This is a genomic window from Streptomyces sp. NPDC028314 (assembly GCF_055565795.1).
The window spans coordinates 94,026-118,702 of the sequence record NZ_JBVHTP010000002.1 but is presented as its reverse complement, the minus strand read 5'-3'; the positions used below and the strand labels follow the sequence as shown (position 1 = coordinate 118,702).

The window sequence follows — 24,677 nt, the reverse complement described above, 5'->3', positions numbered from 1 at the left end:
GGCAGATCGTTTGCGCAGGTCAAGCCGAGGGAGGGGGGTCAGGGAGGCGGTCAGGGACTTCTCCCTGCCTCCCTGCCCCGTGCGGGGTGCGGCTCCCTCTACTCGGCGGCGGAAGCGGAACCGGTGTCGGGGCGTCCGGCGAGGACGCGGGCGACGCGGTCGCGGCCGATGACCATGCGCCCGTCGGACTTGTAGGGTTCGGCGCCGGTGCCGTCGAGGACGCGCTTGAGGTCGAGGAAGGACCAGCCGCCGTACGCGTCCTCGTTCAGTGCAGCCAGGCGCTTCAGCACGTCCTGCGTCAGGACGCGCGGGTTGTCGCCGAACACGGTGAGGATGTCCGCGAGCGGGTCGACCGCCGGCCCTCGGGTGGTGGTGTGGGCGGTGGTGACTCCGTCGCGCAGGGCCTTGGCCCGCTCGGCGACCGCGGTGGCCTGGTCGGTGTCGACGTAGTGCGTGCGCACGGTGATGGAGGCTTGGCCGGCGGGGATGGTGATGCCATCCGACGCGACGACCACGGTCCCCTTGTCGAGACCCTGCCGGAGCAGGTGCGGTGCGGCCCCGCCGTCGACGGCCTTGTCACCCAACGCCATGCGGGCCTGTGACTCGGTACCCAGGGCGAGGGACACGCGGGTGTGGGCGCCTTCCCGGACCAGCTTGGGAAGGTTCTGGTCGGTCGGGTCCTGCGTGCCCTCGTAGAGGATCACGTCCACGGCCCGGCCCTGGTTGTTGATCTTCCGGACGGCCATGAAGTAGCGGGATGTGGCCTTGGATCCGCCGTAGGGGCGCTTGTCGTCGCCGACGGCCGGGCACATGAACGCGACCTGTGCCTCATCCACGATGCCGACCAGGGGCGGGAACACGGTGCCGGGCGGGGCCTGGATCCGGCGTTCCATCTCGGCGACCAGGCCTTCGACCATCTCGGTCGCCTCGATCACGTGCTCATCGGTCGGCCCCTGGATCAGGGTGGTGGCGAGGCCGTCGAACATGGCCCAGTCGCCGACGCCCTTGAGGTCGGCGATCCGGAACTCCACCGTGCGATCGAGGGCGAGCCACAGGGCCAGCGCGCGAAGAGCCGCGGTCTTGCCCTGGTTCGACAGACCGGTGATCAGCAGCATGCGCTGGTACAGGCTGATGAACGCTCCATCGCCGCGCAGGTCCTGACCCCAGGGCGCTTTGCCGGTCCTGTAGTTCGCGGTCATGGTCTGGTCGGTGACCAGCGGGGACGGTCCGATCGGCTCGTCCAGCGCTCCGGAGTCGGCGATCCACAGCCGGACGGTGCGGGCGGCGGTGGGCAGGGTGATGAAGACTTCGTGTTCGTGGCGGGCGAGGTTCTCGGCGAGCTTGCGTCGGCGGCCTTGGACTTCGGCGGTCGAGACGCCGGAGGGGAGGGTGACGTCGACTTCCACGCCGCATCCCGCGATCCGGATCGGCCCGAGCATCCCGGCGCCCGCGTCCCCCATCTCCTTGATCGCACCCCGAAGCGGTCCGATGCCCAGATCCCGCAGGGCGGTGACCACGATCGAGGGGGTGATCGGGGCGCCGGCGTCGTCGCGCTGCTGGGCGGGAAGCGCCCATTGCGGCGCGGTCTGCCGTTGGCGGCCGACGCCCCACAGGGCCAGTAAGGCCAGCCAAGGCCCGATGGTGACGGCCGGTCCCCACACGACGGTGCCGATGTGGACGATCCAGCGGATCGCTTCGATCACGGCGGCGATCGGGGCGATCACGTCGGCGATGTCCTTGTTGGCGATGGCCAGCACGATCCCCAACGCCAGCAGACCGCCCACGGTCAGCCCGGTGCCGAACAGAGCGCTGCGGGCAGCGTCCTGGGGTGCTTTCAACAGGTCCATGCGGCGGTGATGGCGGGCGGCGCGGAAGCGGGTGAGGCGGTCTTCCCACTCCTTGGCTTCCTCCCAGTTCCCCGCCGCTTCCGCCGCCCGGATCATGCGCTCGTAGCGGGATCCGGTGCGGCCGTCCCAGGTCCGCTTGGCGGTGATCCTGGTTCCGCCGATCACGTACATGCCGTGCCGTGCCACCAACCGGGCCGCGGTGCGGGTCCGTTCGTGGGTGACGACGGTGCGCAGGCCGCGGGCGGTGCGCTTCCACGCCCGAACCGGCCGCACGCTCGCGCCGGCGGCCGGGGTCGGGGCGGGGATCGTTTCGGTGGGGGTGGTGGGTTCTTTGAACAGGGGGACGACGTTGTCGGTCATGCTGTGGACTCCTGCTCTCGCCGAAAGGCGGGTGGGTAGGGCCCAGGGGCGGCGCGGTTTCCTTGGCCGGGACGGCCGCCCCTGGGGCACCACTACTTGTTGGCGCGGGCCTTGCGCGCGGCCTTCTCGGCCGCCTTCGCGTCCAGCGCCTGGCGCTCTTCACGCTCGCGGGCGCCGTCGATGATCCGATCGACCTTGCGCTCCAGGTCACCCTGGTAGACGGTCTGACTGGCGATGCCACGCTTGGCCATCCGGGCCGTGTACCAGGCGATCTGGGCGATCTCGCCAGCGGTGAACTTCGGGTCCTTCGCCATCACGGAACTCCTGCTCTGGGCCGGGCTGTCCGACTCCCCTCACCACCCGCGACGCGGGTGGATCGGGCAGCCGTCAGGCGGGCCGCAGTTCGTGCGTGTGGCACAGGACGGGGCCGATCAGCGGGCTGATCCGGTGGACCGTCCAGCGACCGGCCGTCAGCGGTCCGGGTGGGACTTCGTCCACGATCCGCCCTGTCCGGCCCGCTGCACGCGGGTCGTCCTCACAGGACGTGATCAGCACCTTGTCCCCTGCGTTGAAGGGCATCCGAACTCCTCAGAGCGGGAAGGGGTTCAGCCGTCCTCGTGGCGGCGCGGGAGGAGGATCCGGATCACGAGGGCGGCTTCCACGGCGAGGAAAGCGGTCCATCCGATCTCCTGGCCCCAGGTCCGGGTCATCCACAGCAGGGCCATTCCGAGGGCGAGTCCGACGAGGACGATGAGCAGGTAGCGGCTGGCAGTGGTGAGCATGCGAGTACTCCTCAGTGGAGACGTGGGGAGGGGGTTAGCCGCGCTTGCGGCGGGCCTTGCGCACGTTCTTCGCTGCCTGCGTGCCGGCCTCGCCACCGACCGCCTTGACGACGGTGTGGACGCCCCAGCCGAGGACCAGGGCGAGGAAGGCCAGGAACGCGATGTTCGCGGCCATGGCGGTCAGTGCGGCGATCAGCAGCGGGCCGAAGTACACGCCGGCCGCGACGGCCCCGGCGCCGACGCCGGAACCGAGCGCCAGGCGCTGAACCGTCCGGTCGGGGGCGGCCTGGTGGATGTGTTGGTGTACGACCTGGGGGCCGGTGTACGTCTCGGGGAGCTGGTCGGCGTAGACGTGGCGGCCGTCCGGGAGTTGGACGACGCGGGCGGGTTCGGGCAGGTGATTCACGGGCGGTCCCCCTTCTCAGAGGTCGATCAGGGCGGTCGTGGGGATCTCGTAGATGTCCGTGACGAAGTCGGCCCCCCAGAAGTGCTGCGGGCCGAAGTGGACGTGCGCGACGTGCAGGGGGACGCCCTGCCGGTCGGTGGTCTCGTAGAGGCTGATCGCAGCCTTGCTGCGGCGGCCACGCCGGATGCAGCGGCGGGCGGTATCGGCGGTCATCGGCTCGGGGCGCCACTTGGCCACGTTGGAGCGGCCGGAGTAGCGGATCAGGCTGTACAGGGTGACGGAACGCATGAGCGGACTCCTTGGAGGCAGGTCAAGTGACGGAAGCGCCGTCTACGTCGGCGCAGAGTTGCGGATGCGAGGTTCAGGCGGCTGCGGCCGCGCCGACCGGTTCCATGAGGGCGTGAAGCGCGGCGGTCGCCTGCTGGGGGACGACCCCGTTCCCCAAGGCCTTGAGCTGGGCCGTGCGGGAGAGTCCGGGGACGTCGGTGACGTGGCCCTCGGGCAGGCCCATCAACCACTCGACCAGGACCGGGTTCAGGCGTCCCACAGGGTCAGTTGGCCGGGGAGCGGGACGGTCGAGAACGGCTTCCCACCTGCGGATCGCGGGACCGTAACCGCCCCAGTCAGCGCGGGGTTCCCCCGCCCGAACGTCGCCGATCGCCGTTCGCTGTCCGCCGCGGTCGGTGTCGGGAGCAGGTTGACGATCACTTCGTTGAGCGGTCGGGCGTTGCGGTCCATCAGGTTGGACTTGCCCGAGCGTCCGTCCCGCGCCGCCGGCGTCGGCAACAGCCGCACCGTGGTCCGCAGGTCCAGGCCGCCCGTGCCGTGGTGCCCCGCCCCGTTGGTGTCCGAGGTGCGCAGGGTCGGCAGCAGTGGCCAGGAGGAAGAGGCGGTTGCGTTGGTGGGGGGCGCCGACGTCGGATGCGCGTACACACGTCCACCGTGCATCGAACCCGAGGGCGGCAAGGTCGGCGAGGACGGTGGCGAATCCGAGGGAAAGGTGCCCTGCGACGTTCTCAAAGACCGCGTGGCGGGGTCGAAGAACGCCAAGGGCACGGGCGATGTAGGGCCAGATGTGCCGGTCATCGGCGACTCCCTTGCGCTTCCCCGCGGAACTGAACGGCTGACACGGATAGCCCCCGCACACCACGTCGACCGGCTCGACCCGATCCCAGTCGACCGCGGTCAGGTCCCCCAGGTTTGGGACCTGCGGGTAGTGGTGGGCGAGGATGCGAGAGGCGCCGGGATCGTTGTCCGACACCCACACGGCAGACCCGCCGAACACGTTGTGGACGGCCATGTCGAGACCGCCGTAACCGGTACACAGAGAGCCGATCCGCAGGCTCATCCGGCCACCGCCGCGGCATCCCGCTCACGTTCGGCCTTCAACGTCTCGCGCACGATCCGGGCCTTCGCCGGCGACGTACGCAGAGCCTTGCGGATCCCTTCGCCGGTCAGCTTCTCGACCGGCCACGACTCCGTCAGACTCCGCGCCTCAGCCAACAACTCGACCTCCGAGCGGACCGGTCGACTCGATCGGGCGACCGCGGGGACTCGACCGGTCGCCCGACGCGGACGCGTCGACTCGGCAGCCACCGCCACCAGCGGACGCACCTCGATCGACTCCACCGGCACGACGAGGGAAGAGTCCACCTCCCCCGCTTGCTCAGGCAGCTCAACCTGAGGTTCGACCTGTTCAGAGGTAGACCGATATACGGGGATGTGGGTGGATTCTTGCTCTACCGGCTCGACCGTCGGGCGGTGGTGAAGGACCTTGGCCACGAGGTCGGAGCCGAAGTAGATCGACCCGACCGGGAGCGACGTCGCCAGCAGCACGAGAGCCCAGCTCGTCAGGTTCCCCTCGGCCAGTCGACTCCAGCCGATCGACTCGGCATGCAGCTCCGGCAGGAGTCCGTGAACGTAGTTCAGGACCAGTGACGCCAGGGTGTACCCGGCAAGAACCCGCAAGGCGAACTTGCGGGCCTCGTTGGTCAGCACGAGGGCGGCCACCAGGGCGAGGGCCATCAGGCCGTCGACCACGAACGGGTACAGGGTCGCCGCGACGTCGTCGGCGCCGATGGCCTTCGCGATGTCCCGCAAGGCGTTCCAGGAGACCCGGAAGGCCATGGCGACCACGACGACCAGCGCGAGAACGAGGGCGATCTTCGCTGTGCGGTTCATGCCGCGTCACCGGAGGACGGGAGGTGGCCGGCCCGGTTCTCCAGCGCGGTCCACTCGGCCAGCACGCGCCGGCGGGCCCGGCGCAGTCGCTGCCGGTCGACCTCGGTGGGCGTGCGGTCCAGCGTCCCGATCTGCGCGTCCAAGAGGTCGCGTTCCGCCAGGATCAGCGGCAACTCGATCTCGATCGCCATCAGCTCCGCGTCCGTCGGCTCCAGGTCGACGGGCAGGAGGGTAACGAGGCTGTGAAGTGCAACGATGGGCTTCATGGGTCTTGCTCCTTCGAGAGAGGAACGGGACTCAGCGGCCCCCGGCGTTCCAGCGCCGGGGGCCGCGCTATGTTCGGTGAGGCTGCGGGTCAGACGGTGGCGATGATCAGCGCGGCAACCAGCAGCCACACGTGATGGAAGGACTGGTCCAGCGCGTAGGCGCCGGTCCCCAGATGAGCCGCGGGAGTACCGGCGGCGGCGACCGGGTGCACCGGGTGGGCGGGGGTGCCGAGGCTGTAGAACTCGCCCTTGCCGGCGACCTTGGCCAGCCAGGCGAGCGTGCTTCGGCGGTCGGCCCACCAGTGGGTGACCGCATCCAGCCCCAGACCGACCACCAGGCCGGCCGCGGTCAGGTCCAGGTCGAGCAGTAAGGCGACCGGCAGGAGAACCACCAGCTTCGTGACGGTCAGACCCACCACGTGCCGGGTGTCCGCCAGGCGGCCCGTCCAGCCGGGCTTGCCCTTGTCGGCGGCCTGGCAGGAGGACTGCACCCAGTGGTCACCCACGCTGTGAGCGACGTACAAGGCAGCGAAGACAGCGGCGAACGTTGCAGCGTGCACGAGGACTCCAGACGAGAGCAGTCGAAGATGCGGAAACCGGCCGGACGAACGGGCCCCGGCTCCCCTCGACCCCGCCCCGTGCGACGCCGAAGCGCCGGACGGGCGGAGGAGGCAACCGGCCGGGCCGAGGCCCGGAAGGCTGAGCGTTGAATCAAGTGCATTAGTTGTCCGTTTCCGGGAGCGTGCTCCCAGGGGTAGGCAGAGACTCGCCGTCCGGTTGACAAGGGATCCGGCACCCTCGGCCGCAAGGCCTCGGCACCCTGACCAGCACCGATAGGCGCAAGACACCCGTTCTAGCCTGACCAACTTGGCTAGCCCGGTGGGCACGAGTACAACGTAGCCAGCCTGGCTAGCCACGTCAAGAGATGGTTAGCCAGGCTGCCCAAATAGTCAGGTTGGTCGTAACATCGAGGCATGACCTTTGCGCCTGAACCGCTGGACCCGGACGACGATCGACCGCCGTACGAGCAGGTCGCGCGCAGTCTCGGCGCGGCTATCCGAACGAGGAAGTTGGCTCCTGGTGAGCGACTTCCGTCGCACAAGATGCTGACGGATCACTACGGCTTCGCCCGTGCCACGATTCAGCGGGCTCTGCGGGATCTCGAAGACGAAGGCCTAGTAGTTTCCCGGAAGGGCAGCGGGGTGTTCGTTCGGAGTCGCACCGAGCGGCCGGCCGGGCTGCGGCCCTATGTTGAGCAGGCCTTCGCCAGTCGCAATGTCACGATCGACTTCGCGGGCTTCTCCAGCGAGACCCTGCATGGTGCACTGCAAGAGCCTCTCGACAAGATTCGCGTGGGCCGCCTGGCGCCGTCGAGCATCCGAATCCGCATCCTGGTCCCCGACATGGCCGTACCGCAGGCAGCTCCAGTGCGCCGCGACGACTGTGGCGACGACCCGCGGCTTCGCGCCCGCATGCACGACATTATGGTCGGCTATACGCGCAGCATCACCGACGCCATAAGCGAGCTCAGTCACCTCGGCCTCGTTCAGGAGAGCACCGTCGATGTGCGGGTCCACAGCGGAACCCAGTTCTTCAAGCTGTATGTGATCAACAACGAGGATGCCTTCTTCGGGTACTACCCGATCCGCCCGAACAAGGTGGTTGCGAAGGGGGAGGCCATCGAGATCTACGACCTCGTCGGCAAAGACACGATCCTCTTCCACTACTCGCTTAACGACGGCGACTCATCCAGTGGAGCGCAGCAAGTAGACCAGGCCCGCATGTGGTTCGACAGCGTGTGGGAAACGATTGGAAGGGACGCCAATGCCGACGCCAGCTGACTCGCTAGGCGCTGTACTCGGCGCGTCGAAAGCGATTCTCTTCGACTTCGACGGGCCCGTGTGTGACGTGTTCCACGGCGTTCCGGCGCCTGCTATTGCCGACGAACTAGGCTCCCTTGTCTCTGTGTTGGCGCCCGTGCTTGCGGCCCCTGCACTGGCTACGGACGACCCGATGGAAGTTCACCGCCTCTCACGAGAGGGGGGGAGCACAGTCCTGGCAGCGGTGGAGGCAGCCCTTACCGCAGCAGAGATCCGGGCAGTAAAGGCATCCGGGGGTCCGACGGCTGGCGCCGTCGAGGCTATGCAGGCAGCGCGCGAGGCAGGCCAGCATGTGGCAATCGTGAGCAACAACTCAGCCGAGTGCATCCGGGAGTATCTGACCGTGCGAGGGTTGGCGGTGTTTGTGGACGTAGTCATTGGACGCTCGCCGCTGCGGCCTGACCTCATGAAGCCTTCCCCTCATCCGCTGCTGACCGCCGCCTCAGCCTTTGGGGTGGCACCCCACTTGACAGTGCTCGTGGGTGACTCCATCACGGACATCGAGGCTGCGAACGCAGCTGGGGCGCGGAGTGTCGGGTACGCGAACAAGCCCCACAAGCGAGCGTCTTTGAAAGATGCAGGTGCAGACGCTGTGGTGCTCGGGATGAGGGAGATCGCCGACGCTCTCGGAAGCCGCTAGGCAGCAGGGCCGTTGGGTGCCCGCTACCGACTAACGAGCCTGACTGATGGTGTGCCATCCCACAGATTCTTACTCCCGACGCGGGTCAACGATCCTGACTGTCTCTCTCCGAATTCATGCCGCCATCGTGATTCGATACGTCGATCAATATCCGGAAGGGTCAGATTAGGCGAGCTGGCCTCAATAGACCGAGGAGCAGTCTCGGGGCTGATGCTGCAGATTAAGCAAGATGAGTCAGAAATCTAATTGGTGGAACGCGCCTGCCTGGCTTGCTGCAGCAGAAGTAGGTCTCTTTCTCCGTTAGCCCCTAGGGCCTTAAAACACTCCAGCAATGGTTCGATTGGATTCGCGCTACGCTCGATCTCCTTGATTAGTCTGTCTGCAAGCTGCCCTTGGCCCGCGTCGCGCAACCCGGATAGAAGGCCCGGTATCTTATTTGCTGCCCTGTCCGCCGCGATGCTGCCAATTATGATTTGCTGATGCTCTGGAGTCAAAGAGCCGATCAACTCGGTAAGTTCGAAATGCTCTTTGCGCTGGGCAACGGCTTTGAAGACGATGCGGATTGGCTCCCCGGATGGAATCTCTGAGAGTCTATCGATCATTTTTAGGATGTCGCGCAGGCTGGCATTCCAGGTGAACCAAACGAGGATGTCTTCTGTCAGCGCCCTATCGTCGATTGTCCTGAAATCCCAGCCCAGATCCCTCATGAGGCCAAACGCCTCATCTGGTCCGCGATTTGCGAAATGCACGCAGATCTGCGAGCTTAAGTCGCGTTCGTGCCTGTTCCTGAGCTCTCGGATGAGTTCGGCCACGCCGGTCTGGGGGTAGTTCCGTCCGATGGCTCTAGCCAGCATGCGCATTTCAACGTCCGTTCTCCGAGTCGACTGGCTGAGCAGGGCTATTGCGAGCTCTGGTGGAGAAAGTGTTAGTTCTGCCGCGTCCGATCCAGTGAAATCGGTTGTCTGATTTCTCCGCGTCAAGCGATCTAGCTCTCGCTGCAGACTCTCGGCTCTAGAGTTCGCTTCGGCCGCCTCTTGTAGTGCATTGTTCAGGGTTTCTACGTCGCGGAATTCGTTTCCCGATTCGGCGGCTATTTCGGCGCTTTCCAGTTGGCTTTCAAGCGTGTTGCATCGCTCTTGGGCGGATTGAGCGATTTCCCTTGCGCGCGCTAGCTCTTCCTGCAGATTGTCGATTTCTTGCCGCAGGCGCAAAATCTCGTCCTGCGCGCTCTCGTTTTTGGATTCGAGCCGCTGAAGTGCCGACTGTCGGTGTGCCTCTGCCCCCTCCAGCTCGCGCAAGCAGACCTCTAGTTCAGCGATGCGGTGTTGCCGAGCTTGCAACGCTTCGAGGAGGGCCTGTTCCCTGATTTCGGCCCGGCGGTGGCTTCGGTCCGCCTCTTCGAGCTGGTCCTGGAGGTTCTGTACCTCGTAGCGGCTCATGTTGCTGACCCGCAACGCTGCCCGATGGAGCTCACGCGTGTGGTTAACGACTTCGCCGAGGAGGGGCACCTGCCGCACCACCCCTACCTCTGTGAGCAGGCCGTGAATGAAGGGCCACGGCGGGATGCGGGTGCCGTTTAGGTAGCGGGATACCGTACCGGGGTCGCTGTGGCAGCGGGTTGCATAGCGTCGTACCGAAACCTGCAAGGGGCGGAATAGATCGCGGAGATGTTGAGCTAGGGCTCGCGCCTCTGGTGATATTTCGTCGCTGATCTGCTGCAGCTCGGAGTTCAACTGCTGCCCCCTCCGTGGTGCGGGTGTGAACTGTTGCAAGTATCGGCAACGCGTGACAGTAGCGGCAACACCCCATCGAGCGGCGAATCTCAACGAGCGAGCCCAACTCACATGAGCCAGGCCTACTTGAGGAGTCGTTAGAACATGCCTACGAGTGATGGAGAGCCCCAGACGCCGGACGAGACCCCCACCGCTGTCGTGTTGTTGAGTTTGATCGGCGAGTTGGTGTCTGACGACACCACCGAAGCGTCGGCGTTCTGTCTTCTCCTCGCGCTCGCCCTCCTGCTCCTGCGTCACCAGCGACGATGACTCATAGTCGATGTCAACCGGCTGACATCAGCGTCTGACATCAACGTCAGCAGACGCCGGCGTACTCGGACGCCCAGCTCGATCCCTCATCCGAGGCGTAGCAGCCACGGATCGGCTCTTCTGCAGGCTTCAAGCGAGGACCGCACCCGCCTACGGATCAGAAGGTTGCAGGTTCGAATCCTGCCGAGTGCACAGCGACCAGAAGCCCCCCGGGATCATCCCGGGGGGCTTCTGGCGTCAACGGGTGACGTCACGCCCCCCGGCTCCTTCAGGCGGAGGAACAGAGCATGACCGTCCACACCGCGGTCCCGCGGACCGGCGCAGCCCCCGCCGTTCCCGAGCGCGTCTGGTACGCGTCCTACGGCTCCAACATGCACATGGACCGGCTGGCCGCCTACCTCGCGGGCGGTACTCCGCCCGGTGCGACGCGCAGCTATCCGGGGTGCCGGGACCACCGGGCCCCGGAACGGTCGATCGCCGTCGAGCTCCAGGGCCGCCTGTACTTCGCCACCGAGTCCCCGGTGTGGGCCGGGGGCCGGGCGTTCTACGACCCGACGGCACCCGGCCGGACGAGGGCGCGCGCCCACCTGGTGACCGTCGGCCAGATGTCGGACATCGCCGCGCAGGAGATGTACCGGGAGCCGGGGGCCGATCTGGATCTTGCCGGGGTCCTGCGGAAGGGGCGCGACGAGTTGGGCCCGGGCCGGTACGAGACCCTGATCTGCCCGGGGACGATCGAGGGCGTCCCCGTGCTGACGTTCACCGCCCCGTGGGCCCTCGGCGACGTCGAGCCCTTCATGCCGTCCGCCGCGTACCTGCGGTACCTGGCCGGCGGTCTGCTGGAGTCGGGGCCCTGGGAGGAGGGCGACATCGCCGACTACCTGTGCGCCTGCCCCGGTGCGGCCGGCAACTGGACCCCGGCGCAGGTGTTGGAGCTGCTCGCGGCACCTCGGCCGCGCGGCGGCCGGACCTGATCGGAGAGGGTCGGCAGGGCGCGGGGATCTCCGGGGGATCTCCGGGTGGAGGTCGCCCTGGTGGACGAGGGCGGGTGCGAGCGGGCTGGCTAGCCTGGGGAGATCGTTGAGGTCTTCGAAGGGGGAGTTCCATGGGTCTGTTCGGGAACGCGCACACCACCGATCCGGTGTCGGCGCAGCGGGACTACGCGAAGCTGCTGGGCCAGGGGGAGCAGGTCCACGCCGCGTACCTGCTGATCCGCGACACCATCCTGTTCACCGACCGGCGGCTGGTGCTCGTCGACAAGCAGGGGATCACGGGCAAGAAGGTGGAGTACCACTCCATCCCGTACCGGAGCATCACGCACTTCTCGGTGGAGACCGCCGGGCACTTCGATCTCGATGCCGAGCTGAAGATCTGGATATCGGGCAGCGCGACCCCGACGGTGGAGAAGACCTTCACCAAGGGCGTCAACATCTACGAGGTGCAGGCGATCCTGACGCAGTTCGTCGCCCGGTAGGCCGCCGTCCGCCGTCCGCCGCACCCCCCGCCCCCGGTCGACACGGTGAGTGGGCGGCGGGAGGATGGAAGGGCCGATTGAGGTCACCCAGGCCGCCGCCGGCTGGCGGCGGCCGTCCGGAGATGCGGGGCCGGGACAACGGCCCGCCCCTCAGGGGTCTGCTCGACGGACCGGCCCTGTTCGGGGCCCCGGGCCGCGCCGCGCCCAGGCGCGGCTGCCGTCCCAGGGGCGTTCCCCGTCCTGCCCGGTCCGTGCCGCGGCCCCGCGCGAGGTTGCCCGTCGGCTCCAGGACGGGAGAAGGAACCATGAACCGACGTATCGCCCGGGCCGCGCTCATGCCTGTGATCGTGTCGTCCCTGGCGCTGGGCTCGGCGGCGCTCCTGACGGGACCGGCCCAGGCCGCGGCGCCCGCCGCTTCGTGCAGCGTGACGAAGAACCCCGAGAACGCGCAGGACCTCGTCGTCACGGCCCGGGGACTGAAGCCGGGAGAAGAGGTGACGTTCAAGAGCACGCAGGACTCGCTCACCGTGACCGTCGAGGCCGACGGCACGGCCGTCGTGCACGCCGTCCCGCAGGAACTCCCGGTCACCGCGAGGCAGGGCGGCCAGCACAGGGTCTCGTGCGGCTCGGTCAAGCAGGCCGAGGACAAGGACAAGCAGGACCAGTTCAACAAGGGCTTCCGGCAGGGAAAGGCCGACACCAAGGCGGACTGCAAGAAGGAAGCGCCGCTGCAGGGCGTCGCCCCGCTGGACCCGGACTACGAGAGGGGCTACAACGCGGGCGCCGAAGCCGCGCTGGCGCAGTTCTGCAAGTGAGCACGGCGCAGTTCCGCACATGAGCCGACGGAGCGTCAGGCCGCACGGGCCCGGCCTCTTGCCGAATCGTGTTCGGCACGGCAGCGGGATCGCAGGATCAGGTACCGTCCTCGCAAGCCCCACGGGCAGCCGAGAGCCCGACGGGCACCTGAGAGGAAGATCGCGTGGACGATATCGACCGGGCGCTCGTCCTGCGCCTCCAGCAGGACGCGGGCCAGTCCTACGCCTCCCTCGGCACCGCCGTCGGCCTCTCCGCCGGCGCCACCCACGAGCGCGTACGGAAACTGCGCGAGCGCGGGGTCATCCGGCGGACCACGGTCGACGTGGACCCGGCCGCCGTCGGGAGCGGGGTGCTCGCCTACGTGATGGTGGACTCCAACGCCTGGATGGGGGACTCGGCCGACGCCTTCGCCGCCATTCCCGAGATCCAGGAGGCGCACATCATCGCCGGCAGCGCATCGGTGCTGGTGAAGGTCCGCTCGGCGACGACCGAGCAGCTCCAGGACGTGCTGCGCCGCCTCTACGCCATCGACGGCGTCAGCGGAACGCAGGCCACCGTCGTCCTGGAGACCTTCTTCGAACGGCCCTTGCCGCTGTGACCTGGTGGTGCACCGGGATCCGGTGGAAGGACGGCCACCCGTGCATCGGCTGGTACGGACCCGGCGGCGCGGAGCGCTCCAGCGTGCTCGCCTACGGGCGGGACCTGGCCTTCGCCGCCCGGGGCGAGCGGCACTGCCTGGGCGTGCGGCGCGCCGGGAAGCTGACCCCGTGCCCCACGGGCCGGCCCGTCCCCGGGCGGACCGGGAGCGCCCAGTGCCCCGAGTGCGCCCGGCTGGACCGGTCCTTCTCGGTGGCCGCCGACACCAACGCCGCCGACCCGCGCACCTACCGGGTGTACCTGGCGTGGTTCGGGCCCGGCCTGGTCAAGGTCGGCATCACCGCCGAGGAGCGCGGCCCGGCCCGGCTGCTGGAGCAGGGGGCGGTGACCTGGGCCTGGCTGGGGCGCGGCCCGCTGATGGCCGCCCGGCGCACCGAGGAGCTGCTGCGGGCCGCCCTCGGGGTGCCCGACCGGATCGCGTACGCCCGCAAGCGTGCGGTACGGGCCCACCTGCCGCCGCAGCCGGAGCGGGCCCGGGAGGTCGCCGAACTGCACGCCCGCGCCGCGGCGCTGCCGGGCTGGCCGGAGTCGCTGGAGCGGATCGGCTGCGAAGTCGCGGACCACGCGGTGCCGTTCGGCCTCGGCGGGCTGCCCGAAGCGGCGCGGGTGATCACGGAGATGGTGCCCGGCGGGGTCGTGGCGGGGGTGCTGGCGGGCGCGGCCGGGCCCGATCTGCACTTCGCGGACGGGCTGGTGGTGGACACCCGGCTGCTGGCCGGGTGGGAGCTGGCCGCACCGGGCGCCGACGACGGCGCGCGGGTGCCGGTGGCCGGGATCGCGGCTCCTGCCGACGCCGGGCAGGACGGTCTGTTCTGACCTGCGCCGACGGGACGGCCCAGGTCAAAACTTGGATCCCTTTGGCCTCCCGGGCCACTTTCCGGTGGACATGCCCGGGGCCCGCCGCAGAGGGTGGTGGGCATGAGCATCCAGCCCGTACCGGCGTTCGAACCGCCGTATCTGATGGCCGTTTTCAGCAATGTCCGCACCTCTGACGAGACCGGTTATCCGGAGACGAACGCCCGGATGAACGAGATCGTCCAGGCCAACCCCGGCTTCCTCGGCTACGAATTCGCGCGCACCCCGGGCGGTCTCGGCATCACCGTCGCCTACTTCCGCGACCAGGAGTCCCTGACCGCCTGGCGGGAGGACCTGGAGCACCAGGCGGCCATGAAGCAGGGCCGCGCCGACTGGTACGAGAGCTACACCCTGCACGTCGCGACGGTCGAACGGAGCCACGGCTTTGTCCGCGGCGGCCGCTGACACGACGGCGGAGGCCGTCCGCGCCTTCCGGGAGCGGCTCGGGCTGCCCGCACTGGTCGACGTGCACACGCACTTCATGCCCGAGCGGGTCCTGGCGAAGGTGTGGGACTACTTCGACGGATTCGGCCCGCTGACCGGTGTGGAGTGGCCCATCACCTACCGGCACGAGGAGGAGCAGCGGGTCGCGCTGCTGCGGGAGTTCGGCGTCCGGGCCTTCACCGCGATGCTGTACCCGCACAAGCCCGCGATGGCCGCCTGGCTCAACTCCTGGGCCGTCGGCTTCGCCGCCCGGACCCCCGACTGCCTGCACACCGCGACCTTCTTCCCGGAGGAGGGCGTGGCCGCGTACACCGCCCAGGCCGTCGAAGCCGGGGCCCGCGTCTTCAAGGCGCACCTCCAGGTCGGCGGGTACGACCCCAACGACGACCGGCTGGACCCGGTCTGGGGGCTGCTGTCCGAGGCCGCGATCCCCATCGTGATCCACTGCGGTTCGGGGCCCGTCCCGGGCAAGCACACCGGGCCCGAACCGATCGCCCGGCTGCTGGCCCGGCACCCCCGGCTGCGGCTGGTCATCGCGCACATGGGGATGCCCGAGTACACCGACTTCCTCGACCTGGCCGACCGCCACCCCGAGGTCCGGCTGGACACCACCATGGCCTTCACCGACTTCGCCGAGCAGATCAGCGGCTTTCCTCCCGGGGAACTCGGGCGGCTCGCCGACCTCGGGGACCGCATCCTGCTGGGCACCGACTTCCCCAACATCCCCTACCCCTACGAGCACCAGCTGGCCGCCCTGGAACGGCTCGGGCTCGGGGACGACTGGCTGCGCGCCGTCTGCCACGACAACGCCGCCCGGCTGTTCCGACTGGCCTGAGCCGCCCACTCCGGTTTCTCAGGAAATTCACAGGTAGGCGCAAGAACGCTCTCAGAGGCCCGGGCCAGCGTGTACGCATGACTGCGACGACCACCTCCCACGCGTCCACGTCCACCGGCGGCCACACGGCCCTCGTCCGGCCCGATGGCGGCCCCTGCCGGGTGCTCGTGGTCGACGACGAGGCCGCGCTCTCCGAGCTCCTGTCCATGGCCCTGCGCTACGAGGGCTGCGAGGTCCGCAGCGCCGGGGACGGGGCCGGCGCGGTCCGCGCGGCCCGGGAGTTCCGCCCCGACGTGGTGCTCCTCGACATCATGCTCCCGGACATGGACGGGCTGGCCGTGCTGGGCCGGCTCCGCCGGGAGCTCCCGCAGGTACCGGTGCTGTTCCTGACCGCCAAGGACTCCGTCGAGGACCGCATCGCGGGCCTGACGGCGGGCGGCGACGACTACGTCACCAAGCCGTTCAGCCTGGAGGAGGTCGTGGCCCGGCTGCGCGGCCTCGTCCGCCGCTCGGGCGCGGCGCAGGCCGCACGCGGCGGCTCGGTCCTGGCCGTGGGGGATCTGCGGCTCGACGAGGACAGCCACGAGGTCACCCGGGGCGGCCAGGAGGTCCACCTGACCGCCACCGAGTTCGAGCTGCTGCGCTACCTGATGCGCAATCCGCGCCGGGTGCTGAGCAAGGCGCAGATCCTGGACCGGGTGTGGTCGTACGACTTCGGGGGCCAGGCCAACGTCGTCGAGCTGTACATCTCCTACCTGCGCCGGAAGCTGGAGAGCGGGCCCGGCTGGCCCCCGATGATCCACACCCGGCGCGGCGCCGGCTACCTGATCAAGCCGGCCGACTAGTGCCCGTACGGCTCCCCGCGCGCCCACTGCCGCGCCCGCGCCGCTCCCGCCGGCCCTGGTCGCTGCGGACCCGGCTCGTCCTGTCGGCGGTCGCGCTGATCGCGGTCGTCGGCGCCGCCATCGGGGCCGTCACCACCCTCGCGCTGCGCTCCAACCTGGTCGACAAACTCGACGACCAGCTCCGGGTCTCCGTGGACATGGCCACCCGCCCTCCCGGCGCCGGAAAGGCCACGCGGGAGAACAGCCTGAACTTCGTACTGGCACCGGGCAGCCCGCTGGGCGCAGCCGGGATCCGGCTCGACTCCGAGGGCAAGGTCGTCGGCACCGGCCGCAGCGCGGCCGTCGGCGGGCCCGACCTCGACCACCGCCAGCCGCTCACCGAGGCGCAGGCGACGGCCCTGGCGCAGGCCGCCCGCAAGGCCGCACAGCGACCCACCGCTCCGATGGACGTGGAACTGCCGGAACTCGGCGGCTACCGGGTGCTGACCGCCGCCGACGGAAGCCTGGTGCTCGGCTTCCCCCTCAGCGACGTCGACTCGACCGTCCACACCCTGATCGCGGTGGAGGTCTTCGTCACCGTGGCCGGGCTGATCGCCGCCTCCCTCGCCGGGCAGGCCCTGGTCGGCGTGGCCCTGCGGCCCCTGCACCGGGTCGCCGCCACCGCCACCCGGGTCTCGGAACTCCCCCTGCACAGCGGCGAACCCGCCCTCCACGAGCGGGTACCCGAAGCGGAGGCGGACCCCCGCACCGAAGTCGGGCAGGTCGGCGCGGCGCTCAACCGGATGCTGGGCCACGTCTCCTCCGCCCTCACGGCCCGGCAGCAGAGCGAGATGCGGGTCCGCCAGTTCGTCGCCGACGCCAGCCACGAACTGCGCACCCCGTTGGCCTCCATCCGCGGCTACGCCGAACTCACCCGGCGCGGCCACGAGAAGCCCGGCCCCGACACCCGGCACGCCCTGGGCCGGATCGAGTCCGAGGCCACCCGGATGACCGGCCTGGTCGAGGATCTGCTGCTGCTGGCCCGGCTGGACGCGGGCCGGCCGCTGTCCACCGGAGCCACCGACACCGATCTGGCCCCGCTGGTCGTCGACGCCGTCAGCGACGCCCGGGCAGCCGGGCCCGAGCACCACTGGCGGCTGCGCCTGCCGGACGAGCCCGCGCCGATCCGCGCCGATCCGGCCCGGATCCAGCAGGTCCTGGTGAACCTCCTCGCCAACGCCCGCACCCACACCCCGCCCGGCACCACCGTCACCGCCGATGTTTCACGTGAAACATCGGCCGTCCGGCTGCGGATCGAGGACGACGGACCCGGGATCCCGCCCGAGCTGCTCCCCCACGTCTTCGAGCGGTTCGCGCGCGGTGACGCCTCCCGCTCCCGGGCGGCGGGCTCCACCGGTCTCGGGCTCGCCATCGTCCAGGCCGTGGTCTCGGCACACGGCGGGCAGGTCGACGTACAGAGCCGGCCGGGCCGCACCCGCTTCGAGGTACGGCTGCCCCTCACCGCGGCCGCGGACTCACAGACGGGGCACAGGCTCACCACACAGCGGTGACAGCCCGCCCCGCGAGGGTCTTCGTATGCCAACCGACGCCTCTCCCGGTCCCGGCGCCCTCCCGGCCCGGGCGCCCCTCGCGCCCGTGCCCGGTGTGCCCGTACTCGACGTGGTGATACCGGTGTTCAACGAGGAGAAGGACCTCGGCCCGTGCGTGCGCCGGCTGCACGAGCACCTCACCCGCACGTTCCCCTACCCCTTCCGCATCACCGTCGCCGACAACGCGAGCACCGACCGGACCCCCGAGGTCGCGGCCGCCCTCGCCGCCACCGTCGACGGCGTACGCAGCACCCGCCTGGAGGAGAAGGGCCGGGGCCGCGCGCTGCGCACCGTCTGGTCCAGCTCCGAGGCACCCGTCCTCGCGTACATGGACGTCGACCTCTCCACCGACCTCAACGCACTGCTGCCGCTGGTCGCCCCGCTGATCTCCGGCCACTCCGACCTCGCCATCGGCACCCGCCTCGCCCGTTCCTCGCGCGTGGTGCGCGGCGCGAAGCGGGAGTTCGTCTCCCGCGCCTACAACCTGCTGCTCCGCTCCTCCCTCGCCGCCCGCTTCAGCGACGCCCAGTGCGGGTTCAAGGCCATCCGGCGGGAGGTCGCGGAGCGGCTGCTGCCGCTGGTGGAGGACTCCGGCTGGTTCTTCGACACGGAACTGCTGGTGCTCGCCGAGCGGGCCGGGCTGCGGATCCACGAAGTGCCCGTGGACTGGGTGGACGACCCCGACTCCACCGTCCACATCGCCCGCACCGCCGCCGAGGACCTCAGAGGCGTCTGGCGGGTGGGCCGGGCGCTGGCCGTCGGCGCGCTGCCGCTCGACCGGCTCGGCCGCCCCTTCGGGGACGATCCGCGCGACCGCACCGCCCTGCCCGGGGTGCCGCGCGGGCTGACCCGCCAGCTCCTCGGCTTCTGCGCCGTCGGACTGCTGAGCACCCTGCTCTACCTGCTGCTGTACTCCGCCTTCCGGTCGGCGGCCGGGCCCCAGAGCGCCAACGCGGCCGCGCTGCTGCTGTCGGCCGTGGCCAACACCGCCGCCAACCGCCGGCTCACCTTCGGGGTGCGCGGCCGGGCCCGCGTGGTGCGCCACCAGGCGCAGGGGCTGGTCGTGTTCGGCATCGGGCTGGCGCTGACCAGCGGCTCGCTGGCCGCCCTCGGCGCGGCCAGCGCCCGCCCCGCCCACAGCACCGAACTCGCCGTGCTGATCACCGCCAACCTCGCCGCCACCGTGCTGCGTTTCCTGCTCTTCCGCGCCTGGGTCTTCCCCGAGCGGCGCGCCGTACCCGCGAAGGACGAGACCCGATGACCACGGCCGCAGTCCCCCTGTTCCCGCCCACCCCACCGGCGCCGCCGGCCGCGGCCGCGGCCGTGGCGGACCGGCCCCGCTGGGAGCGTCCCGCGTACGCGGTCCTGCTGCTGGCCACCGGCCTCCTGCTGCTGTGGGACCTGGGCAGCTCCGGCTACGCCAACTCCTTCTACTCCGCGGCCGTCCAGGCCGGTTCCGAGAGCTGGAAGGCCTTCTTCTTCGGCTCCTCCGACGCCGGGAACTCCATCACCGTCGACAAGCCCCCGGCCGCCCTGTGGCCGATGGCACTGTCCGTCCGGCTCTTCGGGCTCGGCGGCTGGCAGATCCTCGTCCCCCAGGCCCTGATGGGCGTGGGCACCGCCGCCGTCCTCCACGCCGCCGTACGCCGCCAGTTCGGACCCGTGGCCGCCCTGCTCAGCGGCGCCGCCTTCGCGCTGACGCCCGTCGCCGCGCTCATGTTCCGCTTCAACAACCCCGACGCGCTGCTCACCCTTCTGCTCACCGTCACGGTCCACTGCGTGCTGCGCGCCCTCGACGGGGCGCGCACCAAGTGGCTGGTCTGGGCGGGTGTCGCGGTCGGGTTCGCCTTCCTGACCAAGACCCTCCAGGCCTTCGTCATCCTGCCGCCGCTCGCCCTGCTGTACGCGGTCTGCGCACCGACGCGGCTGCGCAGGAGGCTGGGCCAGCTGCTGCTCGCCGGGCTGGCGATGGTGGTGGCCGGCGGCTGGTGGGTGGCCGTCGTGGAGCTGTGGCCGGCCGCGTCCCGCCCGTACATCGGCGGCTCGCAGAACAACTCCTTCCTGGAGCTGACCCTGGGCTACAACGGCCTCGGCCGGATCAACGGCAACGAGACCGGCAGCGTCGGCGGGGGCGCACGCCCCGGCGGAGGCGGGGGCGGAGGCTGGGGCGAGACCGGGATCGACCGGCTTTTCTCGGCCAACATCGGCGGGCAGATCTCCTGGCTGCTGCCGGCCGCCCTGGTCTTCCTCGTGGCCGGCCTGGTGATCACCTGGCGGGCCCGCCGGACCACCGACTCGCTGGAGAGCACGGCCCGCGCGGCGTTCCTGGCCTGGGGCGGCTCACTGCTGATCACCGCGCTGGTCTTCAGCTACATGCAGGGCATCTTCCACGAGTACTACACCGTCGCACTGGCCCCCTTCGTGGCCGCCTTGGTCGGCATGGGCGTCGCGGTGCTGTGGGAGGAGCGGGGCAGCCGCGCCGCCTCCCTCACCCTCGCCGGGACGCTCGCGCTCACCGCGTACTGGGCCTTCGTGCTCCTCGGCCGCGCCGAGGGCTACCTGCCGTGGCTGCGCTGGACCGTACTGGCGGCCGGACTCGGATCGGCGGCCCTGCTGCCGTTCGCCACGCGGCTGGGCCGCCGGGCGCTGCTCGCGGTGGCCGGGGTCGGGCTCGGCGCGGCGCTGGCCGGGCCCCTGGCGTACTGCCTGACCACCGTGAACACCCCGCACACGGGCTCCATCGTGACGGCCGGTCCGGCGGTAGCGGGGGGACGCGGCCCGGGCGGTCAGGGCATGCGGGCGTTCTACGCTCCGGGCGGGGCCGGCCAGCCGGGCCCGCAGGGCGGCGCCCCGCAGGGCCGGCAGGGCATGATGCCGGGCGGCGGCGGCCGGGCGCAGGCGGGCCAGGCCCCGGGCGGTCAGGCCCCGGTCGGCGGCCCGGCCGGCGGCGGACAGGTCCCCGGAGGCCGGGCCGGACAGCCCGAGCGGCTTCGCAACGGCCCGGGCGGTGGCGGACCCGGCGGACTGCTGAACGGTACGAAGGCGAGCGCCGAGGCCCGGGCCGCCCTGCGCGCCGACGCGGGGCGGTACACCTGGGCGGCGGCCGCCATCGGCTCGCAGAACGCGGCCAGTTACCAGCTGGCCTCGGGCGCGGCGGTGATGCCGGTCGGAGGCTTCAACGGCAGCGACCCCTCGCCGACCCTGGAGCAGTTCAAGGCGTACGTGAAGGCCGGGAAGATCCACTGGTTCATCGGCCAGGGCGGCGCCGAGGGCGGGGCCACGGGCGGCGGCACGGGCGAGACACCGGCAACGAACCGCGCGGCCGGCGGCCCCGGCGGCGGAGGCGGCGCGGGTGGTCCCGGCGGCGGCACGAGCAGCGCCATCGAGAGCTGGGTGAAGGCCAACTTCAAGGCGGGCACGGTCGGCGGAGCCACCTTCTACGACCTGACCACCCCGGTATCCGGCAGCACCGGCACGTCCTGATCCGACCGGAACCCCAGAGGCACCCCCTAGCATCAAGAGGGCGGACCGGGCATTCCGGGCTGATCCACCTGTCGTGAGGAGGGTGCCTCCATGGTGACCGAGGCCGATCCCGGCGAGACCCGGACCAGCGTGTGGCTGGCCGCCAGGCCCGCCGCCCCCGCCAGACGCCGCAGCGAGGCGCCCTCCGGGCTCGACCGGGACCGGATCACCGCCGCCACCGTGCGGCTGCTCGACGCCGAGGGGCTGGCCCGGTTCTCGATGCGCCGGCTCGCCGCCGAACTCGGGGTCACCGCGATGTCCCTGTACTGGTACGTCGACACCAAGCACGATCTGCTGGAACTCGCCCTGGACACGGTCCTGGGCGAGCAGCCCCTGCCCGCCGGATCGGAGCCCGGCGGCTGGCCCGCCGGGCTGCGGGTGCTGGCCGGCGGCTACCGGCGGCTGCTGGCGGAACACCCGTGGGTGGCTCCGCTGACCGCCGCCTACCCGAACATCGGGCCGCACGCCCGGGCCTTCGACGCCGCCCTGCAGCGCCTGCTCGACGCCACCGGGCTGGCGGACGGCTGCCGGGCGGGCGCGCACCTGGCCGTCTCGCAGTTCCTGCACGGGTGCGGAGGCACGGTCCGGCGGGCGTCCGAACGGGACTTCGGCCATGCCCTCGACGTCCTCATCGCGGGCATCGAAGCCAAGTCGGCGAAGCCGCCCGGGGCCTGAGCCCCGCACCCAAGGCCCCGCACCCAAGGCCCCGCGCCCGACCCCCGTACAACGCGGGGTCAGACCTGGGCCGAAGCGTCGGCCGGGGCCTTGGGGGCAGGGGAGTCGGCGGCCGTCGCGCCCTCCCCGGCCGTCGGGGCGGGGGCGGCCGGCTTCGACTTCAGCGCGACCTCCTTGATGAAGACCACCAGCAGCAGGGAGAGCAGCGCGAACGGGGCCGCGTACAGGAAGACGTCGCCGACGCCGTGTCCGTACGCGGACTCGATCACCGTGCGGATCGGCGCGGGCAGCTTGTCGAGGTCGGGGATCCCGCCCCCGGCGGCGCCGCCGGGGCTCATCGCCGCGGCCTTCGGCCCGAGTGCGGCCAGCCCGTCCTGGACGTAGTGCGTGACCCGGTTGGCCATGACCGCGCCGAGCGCCGAGACGCCCATGGCGCCGCCGAGCGAGCGGAAGAACGTGACGACGGAGCTGGCCGAGCCCAGGTCCTCGGGGGCCACCTGGTTCTGGGTGGCGAGGACCAGGTTCTGCATCATCATGCCGAGACCGAGGCCGGTCAGCGCCATGTGGATCGCGATCTGCCAGTACGGGGTGTCGTACCGCAGGGTGCCCAGCAGGCCGAGGCCGGCGGTCAGGAGGACGCCGCCGGAGACGAGCCAGGCCTTCCACTTTCCGGTCCGGGTGATCACCGCACCGGAAAGGGTGGAGGAGACGAAGAGCCCGCCGATCATCGGAATCGTCAGGATTCCGGACATCGTGGGGGACTCGCCCCGGGCCAGCTGGAAGAACTGGCTGAAAAAGACCGTGCCCGAGAACATCGCGATGCCGACGAACAGGGAGGCGGCCGAGGCGAGGGTGATGGTCTTGTTGCGGAACAGCCGCAGCGGGATGATCGGCTCGCTCGCGCGGGACTCGACGAGGACGAAGAGCAGGCCGAGCACCAGCGCGCCGCCGGTCATCGCCAGCGTGGTCCAGGAGATCCAGTCGTACGAGTCACCGGCCTGGGTGACCCAGATCAGCAGCAGCGACACCGCGCCGCTGATCAGGAAGGCGCCCAGCCAGTCGACCTTGACGTCGCGCCGGACCACCGGGAGGTGCAGGGTGCGCTGGAGGACGATCAGGGCGATGACCGCGAAGGGCACGCCGACGTAGAAGCACCAGCGCCAGCCGAGCCAGTCGGTGTCGGTGATGACGCCGCCGAGCAGCGGGCCGCCGACGGTGGCGACGGCGAAGACCGCGCCGAGGTAGCCGCTGTAGCGGCCGCGCTCGCGCGGGGAGATCATCGCGGCCATCACGATCTGCGCGAGGGCGGACAGGCCGCCGACGCCGATGCCCTGGACGACGCGGCAGGCGATGAGCGTGCCGGTGTTCTGGGACAGGCCCGCGACCACGGAGCCGAGTACGTAGATCACCAGGGATATCTGGACCAGCAGCTTCTTGCTGAAGAGGTCGGACAGCTTGCCCCAGAGCGGGGTCGCGGCCGTCATCGACAGCAGGGCGGCGGTGACGACCCAGGTGTAGGAGGACTGGGTGCCGCCGAGGTCGCTGATGATCTGGGGCAGCGCGTTGGAGACGATCGTGGAGGACAGGATCGCCACGAACATGCCGAGCATCAGCCCGGACAGCGCCTTCATGATCTGCGGGTGTGTCATGGGTGCGGCGTCGGACGTGGTCTCCGGCCGGCCGTCTCCCCGCACACCGGTGGGTGTGGTCGTCGCCATGTGTTTCCTTAGTGCCAGAAGCTCGATCGGAGTCGGGCCAGCAGCGTGTTGAGTACGTCGATGTCCTCGGCCGGCCAGTCGGCCAGGGCCTTCTCCAGTGCGCCGCTGTAGCGGGCGCGGAGTTCGCCGAGCAGGGCGCGGCCGGCCGGGGTGAGGCGCAGGATCCGGCAGCGGCCGTCTCCCGGGTCGGGTTCGCGTGCGATCCAGCCGCGTTCCGCGACGTGGGCCACGTGGCGACTGCTCACCGAGATGTCTACGGCCATGAGCTCGGCGAGCCGGCTCAGCCGCATCTCCCCGTGCCGGTCGAGGACGGTGAGGACGGCGGCGGCGCCGGCGGGGCAGTCGGGGGGCAGGATCCTGGAGAGGTCCCGCTTGACCGCGCCGATGCCCGTGAGCTGATTGGCCAGCTCCTCGTACCGGGTCGTCGCCGTGATGGTCCGTGTGGTCACCGGACTGGTCACCGGACAGCCCCCATCTTGTTGCTTAGGGCAACCATAGAAGCGGATGGTTGCTACAGGCAAATGAATCCGGGGGGTCCCGCGGTAAAGGAATCGGAAAACCCGCTAGGGTGCGGAGCCATGGCTGCGAACCACAACTCACCCGGTCCCGAGGGCGACTACGACCCCGCGGGCAGCACTCAGATGTTCAGGGCGTTCGTCGAGGAGTCCGCTCCCGCGGCACCCGGGCCGGGAGCCGGCCCCACCGGCGGCCGACGGCAGCAGCGGGTCCAGCGGCAGCAGGCCGGCTCGAAGACCGGGCTGTGGCTCGGTCTGGGCCTGGCGGCGGTGCTGGTGGTCGGCGTGGTGGTCTGGCTGGCGCTGGGATAGCCGCCCGGCACGAAGT

The 24,677-nt window shown here is 70.4% G+C and carries 27 protein-coding genes and 2 pseudogenes; 15 read left to right on the top strand and 14 right to left on the bottom strand.

The window, feature by feature from the left end:
* Positions 1-98 precede the first annotated feature (98 nt).
* The 11 genes and pseudogenes from ACZ4TG_RS04710 to ACZ4TG_RS04660 all read right to left on the bottom strand — a co-directional run bounded on the left by ACZ4TG_RS04710 (position 99) and on the right by ACZ4TG_RS04660 (position 6,402).
* The gene (locus ACZ4TG_RS04710) at positions 99-2,207 is read right to left on the bottom strand and encodes an ATP-binding protein (RefSeq protein WP_468159881.1); all 2,109 of its coding nucleotides are present in this window, start codon (positions 2,205-2,207) and stop codon (positions 99-101) included.
* Positions 2,208-2,299: 92 nt separating this feature from the next.
* Positions 2,300-2,521 carry a DUF6257 family protein gene (locus ACZ4TG_RS04705; RefSeq protein ID WP_468159880.1) on the bottom strand — a complete coding sequence of 74 codons (222 nt, stop codon included), beginning with the start codon at positions 2,519-2,521 and terminating at the stop codon, positions 2,300-2,302.
* Positions 2,522-2,594: 73 nt separating this feature from the next.
* Complete coding sequence (locus ACZ4TG_RS04700; RefSeq protein WP_468159879.1) at positions 2,595-2,786, bottom strand: hypothetical protein; 192 nt, start codon at positions 2,784-2,786, stop codon at positions 2,595-2,597.
* A 26-nt stretch (positions 2,787-2,812) separates the two neighbouring features.
* Positions 2,813-2,989: a hypothetical protein gene (locus tag ACZ4TG_RS04695; protein ID WP_468159878.1), complete on the bottom strand. Its 177-nt coding sequence runs from the start codon at positions 2,987-2,989 to the stop codon at positions 2,813-2,815.
* Between the two features lie 34 nt (positions 2,990-3,023).
* A complete protein-coding gene (locus tag ACZ4TG_RS04690) occupies positions 3,024-3,395 on the bottom strand; it encodes a DUF6251 family protein (RefSeq protein WP_468159877.1) in 372 nt (123 codons plus the stop codon).
* Between the two features lie 15 nt (positions 3,396-3,410).
* On the bottom strand, positions 3,411-3,683 hold the full coding sequence (locus ACZ4TG_RS04685; RefSeq protein WP_468159876.1) for a hypothetical protein: 273 nt from the start codon (positions 3,681-3,683) through the stop codon (positions 3,411-3,413).
* 73 nt (positions 3,684-3,756) lie between these two features.
* Positions 3,757-3,942: a hypothetical protein gene (locus tag ACZ4TG_RS04680; RefSeq protein WP_468160464.1), complete on the bottom strand. Its 186-nt coding sequence runs from the start codon at positions 3,940-3,942 to the stop codon at positions 3,757-3,759.
* Between the two features lie 375 nt (positions 3,943-4,317).
* Positions 4,318-4,695: pseudogene (locus tag ACZ4TG_RS04675) on the bottom strand (DNA cytosine methyltransferase); the annotation flags it as partial.
* Between the two features lie 44 nt (positions 4,696-4,739).
* The gene (locus tag ACZ4TG_RS04670) at positions 4,740-5,576 is read right to left on the bottom strand and encodes a DUF2637 domain-containing protein (protein ID WP_468159875.1); all 837 of its coding nucleotides are present in this window, start codon (positions 5,574-5,576) and stop codon (positions 4,740-4,742) included.
* Positions 5,573-5,842: a DUF6284 family protein gene (locus ACZ4TG_RS04665; RefSeq protein WP_468159874.1), complete on the bottom strand. Its 270-nt coding sequence runs from the start codon at positions 5,840-5,842 to the stop codon at positions 5,573-5,575. The genes ACZ4TG_RS04670 and ACZ4TG_RS04665 overlap by 4 nt, the downstream gene beginning before the upstream one ends.
* Positions 5,843-5,931: 89 nt before the next feature.
* Positions 5,932-6,402, bottom strand: coding sequence for a transcriptional regulator (locus ACZ4TG_RS04660; RefSeq protein WP_468159873.1), 471 nt, complete (start codon positions 6,400-6,402; stop codon positions 5,932-5,934).
* A gap of 414 nt (positions 6,403-6,816) precedes the next feature.
* Between ACZ4TG_RS04660 and ACZ4TG_RS04655 the strand changes: the two genes are divergently transcribed.
* Both ACZ4TG_RS04655 and ACZ4TG_RS04650 read left to right on the top strand, forming a co-directional pair.
* Positions 6,817-7,683, top strand: a complete 867-nt coding sequence (locus ACZ4TG_RS04655; protein ID WP_468159872.1) for a GntR family transcriptional regulator — start codon at positions 6,817-6,819, stop codon at positions 7,681-7,683.
* On the top strand, positions 7,667-8,362 hold the full coding sequence (locus tag ACZ4TG_RS04650; RefSeq protein WP_468159871.1) for an HAD family hydrolase: 696 nt from the start codon (positions 7,667-7,669) through the stop codon (positions 8,360-8,362). Before ACZ4TG_RS04655 ends, ACZ4TG_RS04650 begins: the two co-directional genes overlap by 17 nt.
* Positions 8,363-8,604: 242 nt before the next feature.
* On the opposite strand, the gene ACZ4TG_RS04645 is transcribed toward ACZ4TG_RS04650, so the two are convergent.
* Positions 8,605-10,095, bottom strand: a complete 1,491-nt coding sequence (locus ACZ4TG_RS04645; RefSeq protein ID WP_468159870.1) for a hypothetical protein — start codon at positions 10,093-10,095, stop codon at positions 8,605-8,607.
* A gap of 596 nt (positions 10,096-10,691) precedes the next feature.
* Here ACZ4TG_RS04645 and ACZ4TG_RS04640 point away from each other — a divergent pair.
* From ACZ4TG_RS04640 to ACZ4TG_RS04585, 12 genes are all read left to right on the top strand, one after another.
* Positions 10,692-11,378: a histone deacetylase gene (locus ACZ4TG_RS04640; RefSeq protein WP_468159869.1), complete on the top strand. Its 687-nt coding sequence runs from the start codon at positions 10,692-10,694 to the stop codon at positions 11,376-11,378.
* Positions 11,379-11,509: 131 nt separating this feature from the next.
* Positions 11,510-11,878, top strand: a complete 369-nt coding sequence (locus tag ACZ4TG_RS04635; RefSeq protein WP_468159868.1) for a PH domain-containing protein — start codon at positions 11,510-11,512, stop codon at positions 11,876-11,878.
* Positions 11,879-12,183: 305 nt separating this feature from the next.
* Complete coding sequence (locus ACZ4TG_RS04630; RefSeq protein ID WP_468159867.1) at positions 12,184-12,693, top strand: hypothetical protein; 510 nt, start codon at positions 12,184-12,186, stop codon at positions 12,691-12,693.
* A gap of 164 nt (positions 12,694-12,857) precedes the next feature.
* Entirely contained in the window at positions 12,858-13,292 is a 435-nt protein-coding gene (locus tag ACZ4TG_RS04625) for an Lrp/AsnC family transcriptional regulator (protein ID WP_468159866.1), read from the top strand.
* Positions 13,289-14,167, top strand: coding sequence for a DUF2797 domain-containing protein (locus ACZ4TG_RS04620; protein ID WP_468159865.1), 879 nt, complete (start codon positions 13,289-13,291; stop codon positions 14,165-14,167). The genes ACZ4TG_RS04625 and ACZ4TG_RS04620 overlap by 4 nt, the downstream gene beginning before the upstream one ends.
* 102 nt (positions 14,168-14,269) lie before the next feature.
* Positions 14,270-14,611, top strand: a complete 342-nt coding sequence (locus ACZ4TG_RS04615) for an antibiotic biosynthesis monooxygenase family protein (protein ID WP_468159864.1) — start codon at positions 14,270-14,272, stop codon at positions 14,609-14,611.
* Positions 14,592-15,485 carry an amidohydrolase family protein gene (locus tag ACZ4TG_RS04610; RefSeq protein ID WP_468159863.1) on the top strand — a complete coding sequence of 298 codons (894 nt, stop codon included), beginning with the start codon at positions 14,592-14,594 and terminating at the stop codon, positions 15,483-15,485. The genes ACZ4TG_RS04615 and ACZ4TG_RS04610 overlap by 20 nt, the downstream gene beginning before the upstream one ends.
* A gap of 77 nt (positions 15,486-15,562) precedes the next feature.
* A complete protein-coding gene (locus ACZ4TG_RS04605) occupies positions 15,563-16,330 on the top strand; it encodes a response regulator transcription factor (protein WP_468159862.1) in 768 nt (255 codons plus the stop codon).
* Positions 16,330-17,880 (top strand): sensor histidine kinase, encoded by a 1,551-nt coding sequence (locus tag ACZ4TG_RS04600; protein WP_468159861.1) that lies wholly within the window; start codon positions 16,330-16,332, stop codon positions 17,878-17,880. Before ACZ4TG_RS04605 ends, ACZ4TG_RS04600 begins: the two co-directional genes overlap by 1 nt.
* A 25-nt stretch (positions 17,881-17,905) precedes the next feature.
* Positions 17,906-19,180 carry a bifunctional glycosyltransferase family 2/GtrA family protein gene (locus ACZ4TG_RS04595; RefSeq protein WP_468159860.1) on the top strand — a complete coding sequence of 425 codons (1,275 nt, stop codon included), beginning with the start codon at positions 17,906-17,908 and terminating at the stop codon, positions 19,178-19,180.
* Complete coding sequence (locus ACZ4TG_RS04590) at positions 19,177-21,402, top strand: glycosyltransferase family 39 protein (protein ID WP_468159859.1); 2,226 nt, start codon at positions 19,177-19,179, stop codon at positions 21,400-21,402. The genes ACZ4TG_RS04595 and ACZ4TG_RS04590 overlap by 4 nt, the downstream gene beginning before the upstream one ends.
* 90 nt (positions 21,403-21,492) lie before the next feature.
* Entirely contained in the window at positions 21,493-22,116 is a 624-nt protein-coding gene (locus ACZ4TG_RS04585) for a TetR/AcrR family transcriptional regulator (protein WP_468159858.1), read from the top strand.
* Positions 22,117-22,184: 68 nt separating this feature from the next.
* Here ACZ4TG_RS04585 and ACZ4TG_RS04580 read toward each other — a convergent pair.
* Positions 22,185-23,765 (bottom strand): annotated as a pseudogene (locus ACZ4TG_RS04580) (MDR family MFS transporter); the annotation flags it as partial.
* A 77-nt stretch (positions 23,766-23,842) separates the two neighbouring features.
* Positions 23,843-24,268 carry a MarR family winged helix-turn-helix transcriptional regulator gene (locus tag ACZ4TG_RS04575; protein WP_468160423.1) on the bottom strand — a complete coding sequence of 142 codons (426 nt, stop codon included), beginning with the start codon at positions 24,266-24,268 and terminating at the stop codon, positions 23,843-23,845.
* 144 nt (positions 24,269-24,412) lie between these two features.
* Between ACZ4TG_RS04575 and ACZ4TG_RS04570 the strand changes: the two genes are divergently transcribed.
* Positions 24,413-24,661: a hypothetical protein gene (locus ACZ4TG_RS04570; protein ID WP_468159857.1), complete on the top strand. Its 249-nt coding sequence runs from the start codon at positions 24,413-24,415 to the stop codon at positions 24,659-24,661.
* The last annotated feature ends 16 nt before the right edge of the window (positions 24,662-24,677 follow it).